Annotated in this window: 11 protein-coding genes; 3 read left to right on the top strand and 8 right to left on the bottom strand. The window is 61.1% G+C overall.

Going from position 1 to position 13,944, the window contains the following annotated elements:
- Window positions 1-139: 139 nt before the first annotated feature.
- Both MFP24_RS19020 and MFP24_RS19015 read right to left on the bottom strand, forming a co-directional pair.
- Window positions 140-1,327, bottom strand: coding sequence for a multidrug effflux MFS transporter (locus MFP24_RS19020; RefSeq protein ID WP_249231852.1), 1,188 nt, complete (start codon window positions 1,325-1,327; stop codon window positions 140-142).
- Window positions 1,320-1,925: a TetR/AcrR family transcriptional regulator gene (locus MFP24_RS19015; RefSeq protein ID WP_249231851.1), complete on the bottom strand. Its 606-nt coding sequence runs from the start codon at window positions 1,923-1,925 to the stop codon at window positions 1,320-1,322. The genes MFP24_RS19020 and MFP24_RS19015 overlap by 8 nt, the downstream gene beginning before the upstream one ends.
- 129 nt (window positions 1,926-2,054) lie before the next feature.
- Between MFP24_RS19015 and MFP24_RS19010 the strand changes: the two genes are divergently transcribed.
- From MFP24_RS19010 to MFP24_RS19000, 3 genes are read left to right on the top strand one after another with little or no spacing between them, the layout of a single operon-like run.
- Window positions 2,055-3,194, top strand: coding sequence for an efflux RND transporter periplasmic adaptor subunit (locus MFP24_RS19010; RefSeq protein WP_249231850.1), 1,140 nt, complete (start codon window positions 2,055-2,057; stop codon window positions 3,192-3,194).
- A complete protein-coding gene (locus MFP24_RS19005) occupies window positions 3,194-6,346 on the top strand; it encodes an efflux RND transporter permease subunit (RefSeq protein ID WP_249231849.1) in 3,153 nt (1,050 codons plus the stop codon). Before MFP24_RS19010 ends, MFP24_RS19005 begins: the two co-directional genes overlap by 1 nt.
- Window positions 6,346-7,749 (top strand): efflux transporter outer membrane subunit, encoded by a 1,404-nt coding sequence (locus MFP24_RS19000; protein ID WP_249231848.1) that lies wholly within the window; start codon window positions 6,346-6,348, stop codon window positions 7,747-7,749. Before MFP24_RS19005 ends, MFP24_RS19000 begins: the two co-directional genes overlap by 1 nt.
- Window positions 7,750-7,851: 102 nt before the next feature.
- Here the strand turns inward: MFP24_RS19000 and MFP24_RS18995 are convergent, their stop codons facing one another.
- The 6 genes from MFP24_RS18995 to MFP24_RS18970 form a co-directional block, all read right to left on the bottom strand.
- Window positions 7,852-8,649 carry a glucose 1-dehydrogenase gene (locus MFP24_RS18995; protein WP_249231847.1) on the bottom strand — a complete coding sequence of 266 codons (798 nt, stop codon included), beginning with the start codon at window positions 8,647-8,649 and terminating at the stop codon, window positions 7,852-7,854.
- Between the two features lie 180 nt (window positions 8,650-8,829).
- A complete protein-coding gene (locus MFP24_RS18990) occupies window positions 8,830-9,897 on the bottom strand; it encodes an ABC transporter permease (protein ID WP_249231846.1) in 1,068 nt (355 codons plus the stop codon).
- 22 nt (window positions 9,898-9,919) lie between these two features.
- Window positions 9,920-11,470: a sugar ABC transporter ATP-binding protein gene (locus MFP24_RS18985; protein WP_249231845.1), complete on the bottom strand. Its 1,551-nt coding sequence runs from the start codon at window positions 11,468-11,470 to the stop codon at window positions 9,920-9,922.
- A 10-nt stretch (window positions 11,471-11,480) separates the two neighbouring features.
- Window positions 11,481-12,092, bottom strand: coding sequence for a DUF2291 family protein (locus tag MFP24_RS18980; protein WP_249231844.1), 612 nt, complete (start codon window positions 12,090-12,092; stop codon window positions 11,481-11,483).
- Window positions 12,093-12,136: 44 nt separating this feature from the next.
- Window positions 12,137-13,072 (bottom strand): D-ribose ABC transporter substrate-binding protein, encoded by a 936-nt coding sequence (locus MFP24_RS18975; RefSeq protein WP_136166482.1) that lies wholly within the window; start codon window positions 13,070-13,072, stop codon window positions 12,137-12,139.
- A 74-nt stretch (window positions 13,073-13,146) separates the two neighbouring features.
- Window positions 13,147-13,944 (bottom strand): GolD/DthD family dehydrogenase, encoded by a 798-nt coding sequence (locus MFP24_RS18970; protein WP_249231843.1) that lies wholly within the window; start codon window positions 13,942-13,944, stop codon window positions 13,147-13,149.

Below are 13,944 nucleotides of genomic sequence, written 5' to 3'. Positions count from 1 at the left end.
GCCTCCTCGCGAAAGCGGGGATCTGCGGGCATGACGGAGGGGGGTTAAGGCATGATGAATAAAAGTGTCTTGACCGCTGACGCTTAACACAGTTTCTGCGGCAGTAGGCGGGGATCTGCTACCGAAACCGCGAGCCTCGTTACCTTGCCCGGCGCGCCAGCAGCGCAAACGAGCCGATAGCCAGCCCGTAGCATATGGCGATGGTCAGCGCCATGGAGAGGGCGGACATCCCGTTCAGGCCGGTGAGCGGCACGCTTATCGCCCCCAGAGTGAACATGCTGACGCCGAGCAGCGCCGACGCGCTGCCGGCCTTATCCCCCTGGCTCTGCATCGCCAGCGCCGACGCGCTGGGACCGACGATGCCGATAATGATAATGGTGAAGAACAGCGGCACCAGCAGCCATATCAGCGGCGCCTGCAAAGCGGCCGCCAGCAGCAACAGCAGCGATGATACGGCGGCGATCAGCAGCCCCAGCTTCAGTATGCGCATTTCCCCCCAGTGGCGGCTCAGGCGTACGGAAATCTGCGCGGCGCAGATCAGTCCCACGCCGTTGATGGCGAAGCACAGGCTGAACATTTGCGGGCTAAGCAGGTAGATTTCCTGCAACACGAACGGCGACGCGCCGATATAGGCGAACATGCCTGCGCCGGCGAATCCCTGCGCCAGACAGAGTCCCATAAACTGGCGGTGCGCCAGCAGGCTGCCCAGCGAGGCCAGCAACGACGCCACGCCGCCGGTCACCCGGCGCTGCGGCGGCAGGGTTTCCGGCAGGCGCAGGGCGGAAAGCAACAGCAGCAGCGCGGCGATAAACGACAGCGCGATAAAAATGCCGCGCCAGTTCATGATGCTCAGCATGGCGCCGCCCATCACCGGCGCCAGGATCGGCGCCAGCCCGTTAATCAGCATCAGCAGGGCGAAAAAACGGGTTAATTCATGGCCTGAATAGAGGTCGCGCGCCACCGCGCGGGAGAGCACCGCGCCGCCGGCGCCGGCCATGCCCTGAATCAGGCGCGCCGCGATCAGGTGGTTGATGTCCTGCGCCAGCGCGCACCACACCGACGCCGCCAGAAAAATCAGCAGTGAAAACAGCAGCGGCCGCCGCCGTCCCAGCTTGTCGCTCAGCGGGCCGAAAATCAGCTGGCCGGTTCCCAGTCCCAGCAGGCCCGCCGTCAGGCTTAGCTGCGCGGCGGCGGTGGAGGTGGACAGGTCCGCGGTTAATTCCGGCAGGGCGGGAAGATAGAGGTCGGTGCACAGCGGGCCCAGCGCCGCCAGCAGCCCCAGAACCAGGGCATAGCCCAAACGGGACGATCGTATAGTCTTACTCATTGGCGTCGGTTTCGGAAAAAGTGGATTGAAAAATATGCTGATAGAGCTGGTTCAGCCTATCCGGCGAGGCTTTCTGGCTGGTCACCATGCGAAACGCCGTCCCTTCGGACAATACGGCCATCAGCTCGACCCGGGCGGCGATTTGCGGCGGGCTCAGATGCGGAAACTGTCGTTGCAGAAGGACGACGGCCTGCTGAAACAGTCTGGCGTCGGCCTCTTGCAGGATCGCCGCGACGCGGCGGTTGCGGGTCGCCTCGGCGGTCACTTCCAGCATCAGCGCATGGTCGTCCTCGCGCGTGGCTTCATCGCCGGGCAGGGCGCGCTGCGCCAGCATTTGCGCCATTTGCGGCAGGTGATTGTCCTCCAGGCGCAGAAAGTGCAGTTTACTGTTGACGATCCGGCTGACGATTTCTTCAATAATGGCGTCTTTGCTGGCGAAGTAACGGTATATTTGCCCGACGCTAAGCTGCGCGCGGGCGGCGATTTCCGCCATCCCCGCGCCGTGGAATCCCGAACGGCGGAAACAGAGGCGCGCCGCGGCGATAATCTGGTCGCGCCGGGCGATAGTTCGCTCCGTTTTGGTGGTTATCTGCTGCACTTGGTTAATTCTCCTTGTGTGAGAACGATCACCTTTTACCAAAACCTTACGTAATCTTGTGAGAAGAGTGGGTCTCACTTGCCTGATAATGAGAATGAACGTTCATTCTCAATTATAGGGCATGATTTCATGCAAGGTAAACGCTTTATTTTCTTCCTGGTAGTCTTACTTTCCGGCTGTGAACGTGCCGCCGAACCGGCGCAGGCCGACGCGGCCGTCGAGGTCACCGTCGAAACGTTGCAGCCGCAATCGGTGGTGTTGAACAGCCTATTGAACGGTAGAACCGTCGCGGGCATGGTTTCCGACGTGCGGCCGCAGGTGGACGGCATTATTCAGCAACGCCTGTTCACCGAAGGGAGCGAGGTGCGGGCCGGGCAGGTGCTGTATCAGATCGATCCGGCCAGCTATCAGGCCGCCTATGACGAGGCGGCGGCGGCATTGAAAAACGCCCAGGCCGGCGTACGGGCGGCAAAGCTGAAGGCGCAGCGCTACGCCCGTCTGGTTAAAGAAGAGGGGGTGTCGCGCCAGGATGCCGACGACGCGCAAACCAGCTATGAAGAGAGCCTGGCGGCGGTGGCGGAAAAACAGGCCGCGCTGAAAACCGCGCAAATCAACTTGGCCTATACGCAGATCAAGGCGCCGATTTCCGGCCGAATCGGCATCTCTTCCGTTACCCCCGGCGCGCTGGTGACCGCCAGCCAGACCACCGCGCTGGCGACCATTCGTCAGCTCGATCCCATCTATGTCGATCTCACCCAGTCCAGCCGCGAGCGTCTGGCGCTGCGGCGCTTGCGGCAAAACGAGCGGCCGGCGGTGTCGCTGACGCTGGAAAACGGCGAAACCTACGCTTCCCGCGGGCAGTTGCAGCTGTCCGAGGTGGCGGTGGATGAGTCGACCGGCTCGGTGACCCTGCGGGCGACCTTTCCCAACGCCGAGCATATTTTGCTGCCCGGCATGTATGTGCGCGCCACCGTTGACAACGGCAGCGATCCGGCGGCGATCCTGGCGCCGCAGCCGGGCATCACCCGGGATGCGAAAGGGAACGCCACCGCGCTGGTGGTCAATGATCAACAGCAGGTGGAACAGCGTTCGGTGGTGACCGAGCGGGCCATCGGCAATCGCTGGCTGGTTTCGGCGGGATTGAACGCCGGCGATCGGCTGATTATCGAAGGCACCGATAAGGTGAGCGTCGGCGATAGGGTGCAGGCCGTCGAAACCACCTCCGCCGCCGCCGATGCGGCGGCCGTCGAGACCGAGGTGAAATCCTGATGTTTTCTCGTTTCTTTATTTATCGACCGGTATTCGCCTGGGTGATCTCGATTGTCATCATGCTGGCCGGCGTACTGGCGATCCAGTCGCTGCCCATCGCCCAGTACCCGGACGTGGCGCCGCCTTCGGTATCGATAACCGCGACCTACACCGGCGCCTCGGCGGAGACGCTGGAAAACAGCGTCACCCAGATCATCGAACAACAGCTTACCGGGCTGGACGGGCTGCTTTATTTTTCCTCGTCCAGCAGCTCCAGCGGCGAAGCCAGAATTATCGCCACCTTTAAACAGGGCACCAACGCCGATACGGCGCAGGTTCAGGTGCAGAACAAGGTACAGCAGGCGTTAAGCCGTTTACCGACGGACGTGCAGCAGCAGGGGGTGACGGTAACCAAATCGCAAACCAGCTTTCTGCTGATTATGTCGCTGTACGACACCACCGATAAAGCCAGCGGGGCGGACATCGCCGACTATATGGTCAGCAACCTGCAAGATCCGCTGGCCCGCGTCGATGGCGTGGGGGACGTCAAGGTCTTTGGTTCGCAGTATGCGATGCGCATCTGGCTCAATCCCACCCGGCTGGCCGCCTACGACCTGATGCCGTCGGACGTCGCCTCGGCGATTGAAGCGCAGAATACCCAGGTTTCGGCGGGTAAAATCGGCGCGCGGCCCTCCCGCGACGATCAGCAGCTTACCGCCACGGTCATGGCGCAGTCGCGGCTGAAAACGCCCGAACAGTTCAACAACATCATTGTAAAAAGCCAATCCAGCGGGGCCATCGTTCGTCTGGGCGACGTGGCGCGCGTGGAGCTGGGAGATGAGGATTACAGCGCGGTCACGCGGCTGAACGGCCACCCGGCGGCGGGGATCGCCGTGATGCTGGCCCCCGGCGCCAATGCGCTGGCTACCGCGGAGCGGGTGAAAGCCAAGGTCGGGGAGTTCGTCAGCACCATGCCGCAGGGATACGAGATCGCCTATCCGAAAGACAGCACCGACTTTATCAAAATCTCGGTGGAGGAGGTGGTTAAAACCCTGTTTGAAGCCATCCTGCTGGTGGTGATCGTGATGTTTCTGTTCCTGCAGAATTGGCGCGCGACGCTGATCCCGACCATCGCCGTGCCGGTGGTACTGCTGGGAACCTTTGGCGTGCTGTCGGTGTTCGGCTACTCCATCAATACCCTCACGCTGTTCGGCATGGTGCTGGCGATCGGGCTGCTGGTGGACGACGCCATCGTGGTGGTGGAAAACGTCGAGCGGGTGATGCGTGATGAAAACCTTGCGCCGGCGGCGGCCACTGAAAAGTCGATGAGCGAGATTTCCGGCGCGCTGGTGGGCGTGGCGCTGGTGCTGAGCGCGGTGTTTCTGCCGATGGCGTTCCTGGGCGGATCGACCGGGGTGATTTATCGCCAGTTCTCCATCACCATCGTTTCCTCCATGCTGCTGTCGGTGCTGGTCGCCCTGACGCTGACGCCCGCGCTGTGCGCCTCGCTGCTGAAACCGGCGGCGCACCGGGGTGAGAAAAAAGGCTTTTTCGCCAGCTTTAACCGGGGCTATCAGGGCATGCAGGATCGCTACTCCGGCAAGGTCGCCCGGGTGCTGCACAGCCCGATGCGCTACATCGTGCTGTATGCGCTGCTGATTGTCGGTCTGGCCCTGATGTTTATCCGCCTGCCGTCCGGTTTTTTGCCGACGGAAGATCAGGGCGACGTCATGGTGCAGTTCACCCTGCCGGCGGGAGCGACCGAGGCGCGCACCACCAAGGTGGGCAAAGCGATTGAGCGCTATTTCCTCACCGAGGAAAAGGAGAATACCGAAGCCATTTTCATTATTTCCGGGTTTAACTTCAGCGGCAGCGGGCAAAACGCCGGGATGGCGTTTGTGGCGCTGAAAAACTGGGACCAGCGGCGCGGCGCCGAAAACAGCGCCGAGGCGATTTCGGCGCGGGCGACGCGGGCGCTATCCAAGCTGCGCGATGCGCAGGTCTTTACCCTGACGCCGCCGGCGGTGGACGGGTTGGGGCAGTCCAGCGGCTTCACCTTTGAGCTACAGGCCACCGGCACCACCGATCGCGCAAAACTGCTGCAACTGCGGGATGAACTGCTGGCGGCGGCCGGTAAAAACGAGCGGCTGACGGCGGTGCGTCCCAACGACCTGACGCAGATGCCTCAGCTGCAGGTGGATATCGATAATGACAAGGCCAGCGCGCTGGGGCTGGCGATGAGCGATATCACCGCGACGCTGAGCAGCGCCTGGGGAGGAAGCTATGTTAATGATTTTATCGACCGCGGGCGGGTGAAAAAGGTCTATATCCAGGGCGATGAGGATTCGCGCAGCAAGCCGGAGGATCTGGATAAGTGGTTTGTGCGCGGCAGCGACAGCGCGGGCGACAGCGTGATGACGCCTTTCTCCGCCTTTGCCACCACGCGCTGGATCTACGGGCCGGAAAGCCTGTCGCGCTACAACGGTCTGGCGTCCTATGAGATCCAGGGCACCGGTTCGTCGGGAGTGAGTTCCGGGGCGGCGATGGACGAAATGCAACGGCTGGCGAACCGGTTGCCGCAAGGCAGCACCTATGCCTGGAGCGGGCTCTCCTATCAGGAGCGGCTGGCCAGCGGGCAGGCGCTGTCGCTGTATGCGATCTCGATTCTGGTGGTGTTTCTGTGTCTGGCGGCGCTGTATGAAAGCTGGAGCATTCCGTTTTCCGTTATGTTGGTGATCCCGCTCGGCGTGGTGGGGGCGGTACTGGCCGCCACGCTGCGCGGGCTGGAGAATGACGTCTATTTCCAGGTGGCGCTGCTGACCACCATCGGGCTATCGGCGAAAAACGCCATTCTGATTGTGGAATTCGCGGAAACCGCCTATCGGCGCGGGGCGACGCTCTATGCCGCGGCGCTGGAAGGGGCCACGACCCGCCTGCGCCCGGTGCTGATGACGTCGCTGGCCTTTATCGTCGGGGTCTTCCCGCTGGCGATCTCCTCCGGCGCGGGAGCCAACAGCCGTATTTCCATCGGTTCCGGCATTGTGGGCGGAACCCTGACGGCGACCGTGCTGGCCGTTTTTCTGGTGCCGATGTTCTTTGTTCTGGTGAGACGGGTATTTCCCCAGCGTGCCGACAAAGCGTTGCCTGGCGTTGACTCATCGAGGAAAGAATAATGCGTAGTCGTCAATTTATCGTTGCCCTGTTACCCCTGCTGCTGGGGGGATGTTTGTCGCTGGATCCGGACTATCGGCGTCCCGACGCGCCGGTGCCCGCGGCCTGGCCGCAGTCCGAAAGCGCCTCGTCCGCGCAGCCCGAAGCCGGCGCCATTGCGTGGCGTTCGGTCATCGTGGATGAAAAATTGCAGCGCGTTATCGATATCGCGCTCAGCGATAACCGCGACCTGCGCAAGGCGCTGGCGGATATCGAAGCGGCGCGCGCGCAATACGGCATTCAGCGGGCCGGGCAGTTTCCCGCCGTCAACGCAGGCGTGGAAGGCACCCGTAGCCGGGCGCTGACCAGCGATGCGTCGTCGGGCAATAATGCCACGGCGATAAGCCAGAGCTACGGCGCCAATCTGGCGATCAGCGCCTTTGAACTGGATCTGTTCGGCAAGGCGCGCAGCCTGAGCGCCGCCGCGCTGGAGAGTTATCTGTCAACGGAGGAGGCGGCGAAAAGCACCCGTCTGGCGCTGATTGCCGATACGGCGACGGCCTATATCGCGCTGGCGACGGCGCGCAGCGATCTGCAACTGTCGCGGGAAACCATGCAAAGCGCCCGGCACTCGCTGGAGGTGACGCGCAACCGGCAGCGCAACGGCGTCGCCTCCGGCGTGGATGTGGCGCAGGCTGAAACCGTGTATCAACAGGCGCGGGCCGACGTGGCCGGCAATACCACGGCGGCGGCGCAGAGTAAAAACGCGCTGGATCTGCTGGCGGGGCAGGCGGTTGACGATGCCCTGCTGCCTGACGGCCTGGATACGCTGGCAACGGCGGTGGCGCCGGTATCCGCCGGACTCTCCTCGGCGGTGCTGCTGCAGCGCCCGGACGTGCTGGCGGCGGAGCATACGCTGAAAGCGGCGAATGCCGATATTGGCGCGGCGCGGGCGGCGTTTTTCCCCAGCCTGACGCTGACCGCCAGCGGGGGCGTCGGCAGCAGCGCGCTCTCCTCGCTGTTCAGCCACGGCGCCGGGGTGTGGTCGTTCGCCCCCAGCCTGAGCCTGCCCATCTTCGACGGCGGCGCCAACCGCGCCGCGTTGCAGTACGCCGAAGCGCAGAAAAAAGGCTATATCGCCAGCTATGAAAAGGCCATTCAGTCCGCGTTTCAGGAGGTGGCGAATGCGCTGGCCCGTAAGGCCACCATCGACGAGCAGCTTACGGCGCAGCGGGATTACGCCGCCGCCGCCGAACGCAGCTACCGGCTGGCGGACTCGCGCTACCGGGAAGGGGTCGATAGCTATCTGAACGTGCTGGATGCGCAGCGCACCCTCTACAGCGCCCGGCAGACGCTGATCGGCATCGAGCAGGCCCGGCTGAACAATCTGGTGACCTTGTATAACGCGCTGGGCGGCGGGGTGTAGGTGAATCACCGCTCTGGCGACGCCTGTTGCTACCCCCTCCCGGCCTCCCCCTTGTCAGGGGGAGGAGCTGACTTGGTCCCTACGCCGCAGGGAAGCGGCGTATCAGGACATAATCAGCCCGCCGTCAACGTTAATGGTTTGTCCGGTGATGTAGCGCGCATCGTCGGAGGCCAGGAAAGCCACCAGCCCGGCCACGTCCCGAGGCTGGCCGGCGCGCTTGAGGGGAATACCCTGCACCCACTCCGCCATCAGCTCCCCTTTGCCGTAACGTTTCTCCTCGCTGCCGAGGATCTCGCCCCAGACGCGATCGTTATAGTCCCACATTTCACTTTCGATGATGCCGGGGCAGAACGCGTTCACCGTGATGTTCCACGGCGCCAGTTCGTGCGCCAGACTTTGGGTGATGCCGATAACGCCCATTTTGCTGGCGGCGTAATGCGGCGTATAGATAAAGCCCTGACGCCCCTGACCGGACGAGGTGTTGATCAGGCTGCCGCCGTTTTGCCGCACCATGATCTTTGCCGCCTCGCGGCAGCACAGCCAGACGCCGGTGGTATTGACGGCCAGCACCTTGTCGAAATCGGCTTTGGGCATTCTGTCGAAGGTGTCGATGGTGATCACCCCGGCATTCTGGATTGAGACATCAATCCGGCCAAAACGGGCGAGCGCCTGCTGATACAGCGACTGCACCTGTTCTTCATCGGTGACGTCAATCTGGAGCGCCAGAATGTCGCCGGCGTATTGGGCGTTGAGTTTTTCCGCGGTGTCAAAGACGCGCTCAGCGTTGGAAACCATCACCAGATTGGCGCCCTCGCGCGCGAAACGCTCGGCGATGCCGGCGCCGATGCCGCGACAGGCGCCGGTAATCACCACCGTTTTTCCCGTAAAGTTACGATTCATTATTGTCTACTCCTTGATTGGCATAGCCGATGGGTTGCGCCGCCGGTCACCATCGTGAAAACCCGACGACCGGGCAGGGCGCAACGCCTTCGGGAGGTAAAGTCAACTCATACGTCAGGCTGCCACAGCGTACGCCGTACGGCCTCGCGCATCACCGTCAGCGACGCGTCGATCAGATCCCTAGCCATGGCTTATCCCGGAGAACGGCGCGGCCGCCTGTTTTTTTTCATGACGCCGCATCAGCACGACTTTGCTCTGCAGGCGCTGTTGGAACTGGTCGATCACCACCGCGGTAATAATCACCAGTCCTTTAATAACCATTTGCCAGAAGTCGCTCACGCCCATCATTACCATGCCGTCGGCCAGAAAGACGATCACAAAGGCGCCGATAATCGATCCGGACACGCGGCCCCGGCCGCCCGCCAGCGCGGTGCCGCCAAGCACCGTGGCGCCGATGGCGTCCATCTCGAACATGTTGCCGGTCATGGGATGCGCCGTTTGCAGCTGTGAAGCCACCACCAGCCCCACCAGCGCCGCGCACAGGCCGGAGAACGCGTAGACAAACACTTTCACTTTGATGATCGGCACGCCGGCCAGACGGGCGGCGGATTCATTGCCGCCGATGGCATAGATGTAGCGCCCTAACGGGGTTTTAGTGGTGAGATACAGGCCAAGCAGTAGGATGCCGAGCATCAGCCAGATAGGCAGATAAACCCCCAGCACAGTGCCGGAACCCAACAGTGAAAACCCGGTGTTACCCAGTTCCGGCATTCCCACCAGATTGGCGTAGGTGCTGCCGTCGTTGAACAGCAACGCCGCGCCGCGGGCGATATACATCATGCCCAGCGTGCAGATAAACGGCGCGACGCCCAGACGGGTAATGACCGCGCCATTAATCAGGCCGACGATCACCCCGAACAGCGCGACGACCAGGATCACTTCCGGTACGTTAAGGAACAGAATCCGCCCGCCCCACAGCGGAATGCCGCTGGTCAGCAGCACGCCGGCCACCATGCCGCAAATGCCGGCCACGGCCCCCACCGATAGGTCAATGCCGCCGGTGAGGATCACCAGCGTCATCCCGACCGCCAGCAGGCCGGTGATCGCCACGTGCTGCGTCATGATCAGCAGGTTGGAGGTGGTGAGAAAATTGGGCACCATCACGCTGAAAAAACCGATGACGATCAGTAAGGCGATAAACGTTCGCGCCTTGAGCAGATACATATAGAAAAGATATTTTTTATTCATGTTGTTGTCCTCAAAGCGGGATCTACTCATGCGGCGTGGAGGCGCGGATCAGCGTTTCACGATCGACGCCGGCGCGCGGGATATCGGCGGTGATTTTGCCGTTGGCCATCACCAGTACCCGATCGGCCAGGGCGATCACTTCATCCAGTTCGGAGGAAGAGAACATCACGGCCAATCCGTCTTTCGCCATCGCGCCAATCAGATGGTAGACGTCGGTTTTGGCGCCGACGTCGATGCCGCGCGTCGGCTCATCCAGCAGCACCACTTCAGGCTCGGTCATCAGCGCCTTGCCCAGCACCACTTTTTGCTGATTGCCGCCGCTGAGCGAGGCGATCGGCAGTTCCGCATCGCTCACTTTAATCGCCAGTCTTTGGATCATGTCGCTGACGCTATGCGTCTCCTGTCGCGGCTTCAGCCAGGCGATGGCGCGGCGAAAACCGCGCAGGCTGAGGCGCGACAGCGTCATATTGGTTTTGACCGACATCAGTTGCACCACGCCTTCGCCTTGCCGATCCTCCGGCACCAGCGCAATGCCTTTTTTCAGCCGATACTGGAAGTGGCGTTTGTCGAGGCGCTCGCCGTTAAGCACGACGCTGCCGCGCTGGCAGGGCATCAGGCCGATCACCCCCTTAAATAATTCGGTGCGTCCGGCCCCCAGCAGGCCGTAAACCCCCACGACTTCCCCTTTACGCAGCGAAAAACTCACGTCATTGAGCTTATAGCCGCCGTTTTGATGCAGGGCGGTCAAGCCGGCGACTTCGAGTACGCAGTCTCCTTGCGCGGCAGGGGAATAATCGAAATGTTTTTTCTTGTCGCCCACCATCTGTTCAATGATCCAGGGCACGGTGGCATTCTGGACTTCACGTTCGCTGATAAAACGCCCGTCGCGAAAAATGGTGATGTGATCGCCGATTTCCAGCAGCTCTTCGAGGCGGTGGGAGATATAGATAATGGTGACGCCGCGGCGTTTGAGCTGGGCGATAACGCTGAACAGCACTTTGACTTCCGATTGGCTGAGCGCCGACGTGGGCTCATCCATGATCAGCACGCGGGTGTCTTTCGACAGCGCGCGCGCGATTTCCACCAGTTGCTGATGGCCGATACCCAGTTCAACCAGCGGCGTCAGCGGATCGACATCCAGCTCCAGACGCTCCAGCAACGCTTTCGCCAACTGATACTGATAGTCTTCATTAATTCGCCCGCGCTGAAAGAACTCGTTGCCGATAAAGATGTTGTCCATCACGTTCATATTGGGAAACAGGTTCAGTTCCTGAAAAATGATGCTGATGCCGTGTTTTTCCGCCTGCTGGGTGGAGCCGAACGTCACCGGTTCGCCGTCGAGCAGGATCTGGCCGGATGACGGCGCTTCCACCCCGGCAAGAAGTTTCATCATGGTGGATTTACCCGCGCCGTTTTCGCCAATCAACACATTGACCTTGTTGCGGTAAACCCGGTAGTTGACCTGTTCGAGCGCCGTCACGCCGGGGTAAATGCGTGAAACCTCGCGGGTTTCAATAATCACCGGGGAAAGGGGCGGCGGGGCGGCCGCAACGGGGGATTGCCTCTGAGCCATCATTCGCTCCTCACTGTCGCGTGACGCGTGCGGGGGTGATATCCGGCAGCGTTTGCGGTACGTCCCAGACGCTGAATACGCCGTACACATCCAGGCGGTCGCCCGTTTTGAGCTGCATTTCTTGTATCTCGGCGGAAGCCAGGTCGTTAATCGCCCGAGCGTAGTCGCCGAACAGCACCTGATCGTTAAAATCCTGATAGCTCAGCCCTTTGTAGGCATCGCGCAACGCCGTGCCGCGAATAATCGGCCCAATCTGCACCACCACGCGGGCGCCGCCGACGTCCTGCACCGTCATCTTTCCGCTTTTCGAGGTGGTATTGACTTCGGTAACGCTGCCGCTAACGTGAACCGGGAAAACGCAGGGGTTCTCTGCCTGGGCGCGATAGCCGTACTGCTGACAGGTGGCGGCGAAATCCGTTGACGCGGCGAAGTGCTGCATTAACTCTGCCACCGGTTTCGCCTCTGATACCACCTGGGGAACAATGTTCTGCTGCCAGGTTTGCGCGACCTGGTTGACGTGAGGGGCGGCCGGGTTTTTCAGATCGGCCAGCTCCTGCTGCGACACGATCCGACAGCCGCCGAGGGTGAATGCGGCAACGGCCAGCCAAATTCGCCTGGACATGGTTCTCTCCTTTGCGCCCCTTGCGGGGTACTATCATGCGGGGATTAGGATTTGTAATTGAAATCCTGAACGTTGTTGGCGTTACTTTGGTCGATCAGAATGCCGCGAAACATCACGCGTTGCTGTGCCGGTTTGACGCCGTTCTGAAGGAAGTTATCCAGATCGCTGACGCCCTGTGCGGCGATGGCCTGCGCCTGTAGCATTACCGTGGCTTTCAGCGAACCGGCCGTCACCGCGTTGCGTTCGTCATTGCTGCCGTCAATGCCCACCACCACCACATCATTACGCCCCGCGGCCTTTAGCGCGGCAATGGCGCCCAGCGCCACCGGGCCGTTACCGCAGATCACCCCCTTGACGTCGGGATGCGCCTGCAAAATGCTATCCATAATGCGTTTGCCGTCGAGCAGCGTACCTTTGGCGTCCTGGCGCGCGACGCTTTGCATGTCGGTGTACTGGTCGATCACCTGATGGAAGGATTTGGAGCGGGTTACGCAGTTATTATCCGCCAGGTTGCAGGTCAGCTCCGCGTATTTACCGGTTTCGCCCATCAGTTCGACAAAACGGTTCGCCACTTCTGAACCGGCCTGAAAGTTGTTGTGGGTAATCTGCACCAGCGCGACGTCATCGACCGGTATTTCCCGGTTGATCAACACCACCGGGATCCCGGCGTCGCTGGCCTTTCTGATGGCCGCCACGCTGGCGGTGGAGTCGGCGTTGTCCAGCACAATGCCCTGTACTTTTTGCCCAATGGCCGCATCAATCAGCTCACTTTGTTTCTTGACGTCCTCACTGTGCGACAGCACCGTGGTTTTATATCCCAGCGACTGCGCTTTTAAATTGGCGCCTTTTGCTTCGGCGGCGTAATAGGGATTATCCAACGAGTTAACCATAATCATGATGGTGCCTTTTTCCGCAGACCAGACGGCGTGCGAAAATGTGCAGGCGGCGGTAATAGCTAACAGCATTAAACGCATTTTCATGGTGATGTTCTCTCTATGTCATTGTTATGTGTAGGTAGGTACAGAATGACGGCACTACTGGTGTTGACCGGGTACTAGCAAATCGTGAAACCGCCGTCGATCATCAGGTCGGCGCCGGTAATCATGTCGCTGCCGTTGCTGGCGAAAAACAGCACGGCGGCGGCAATTTCGTCGGTATAGGCGAAACGTCCCAACGGGATCAGTTTCTTCATCGCTTCCCCTTTTTCCCCGCGCCAGGCTTTTTCGCCCATCGGCGTCAGCACCACGGTGGGGGAGAGGGTATTGACGTTAATCTTGTACGGGGCGAACTCTTTCGCCATCACTTTGGTCATCCCCAACAGACCGGCTTTGGCGGAGGTGTAGGCCACGTGGTTATCGATGGCGATGGAAGCGGCCTGCGAGGCGATATTGATGATTTTTCCTCCGTCGCCGGCGTTGATCATCCGTTTCGCCGCGGCCTGCGAGCAGAGGAACGGCCCGGTCAGATTGACGGCAATCTGCTTTTGCCATTCGGAAAATTCGGTGTCCAGCACCGGCTGTAACATCACGTAGCCCGCGCAATTCACCAGAATATCTATCCGGCCGAAACGTGCTTCCACGTCGCTGAACGCCAGCTCCACCGATGCCGGTTCGGTCACGTCGCACTGCACAAACTGTACGCGTGAATCGTCAAACCGTCTGGCGATCTCCGCCGCCTTCGCCTGCTCGAATGCCGGATAAAGCAGCGCCAGACGAGCCCCCTTTTTCAGCAGCATCTCGTTGCTCGCCATGGCGATGCCGCCGAGACCGCCGGTGACCACGGCGACTTTGCCCTCAAGGGTTAAATCGGTATCCACGCCGTAGCGCAGATTCACGTCATATTCGTTGCTCAT

This window comes from Brenneria tiliae (genome assembly GCF_023347575.1).
Lineage (GTDB): Bacteria > Pseudomonadota > Gammaproteobacteria > Enterobacterales > Enterobacteriaceae > Brenneria > Brenneria corticis.
The sequence above is the reverse complement of the archived record's forward strand: the minus strand, read 5'-3'. Positions and strand labels throughout refer to the sequence as shown.

Bases quoted from the DNA above. Each gene is read 5' to 3' on its own strand.
- MFP24_RS18995 (WP_249231847.1), bottom strand. From the start codon at position 8,649: ATGAATCGTAACTTTACGGGAAAAACGGTGGTGATTACCGGCGCCTGT.
- MFP24_RS19020 (WP_249231852.1), bottom strand. From the start codon at position 1,327: ATGAGTAAGACTATACGATCGTCCCGTTTGGGCTATGCCCTGGTTCTG.
- MFP24_RS18975 (WP_136166482.1), bottom strand. From the start codon at position 13,072: ATGAAAATGCGTTTAATGCTGTTAGCTATTACCGCCGCCTGCACATTT.
- MFP24_RS18980 (WP_249231844.1), bottom strand. From the start codon at position 12,092: ATGTCCAGGCGAATTTGGCTGGCCGTTGCCGCATTCACCCTCGGCGGC.
- MFP24_RS18970 (WP_249231843.1), bottom strand. From the start codon at position 13,944: ATGAGCAACGAATATGACGTGAATCTGCGCTACGGCGTGGATACCGAT.
- MFP24_RS18985 (WP_249231845.1), bottom strand. From the start codon at position 11,470: ATGGCTCAGAGGCAATCCCCCGTTGCGGCCGCCCCGCCGCCCCTTTCC.
- MFP24_RS18990 (WP_249231846.1), bottom strand. From the start codon at position 9,897: ATGAATAAAAAATATCTTTTCTATATGTATCTGCTCAAGGCGCGAACG.
- MFP24_RS19010 (WP_249231850.1), top strand. From the start codon at position 2,055: ATGCAAGGTAAACGCTTTATTTTCTTCCTGGTAGTCTTACTTTCCGGC.
- MFP24_RS19000 (WP_249231848.1), top strand. From the start codon at position 6,346: ATGCGTAGTCGTCAATTTATCGTTGCCCTGTTACCCCTGCTGCTGGGG.
- MFP24_RS19005 (WP_249231849.1), top strand. From the start codon at position 3,194: ATGTTTTCTCGTTTCTTTATTTATCGACCGGTATTCGCCTGGGTGATC.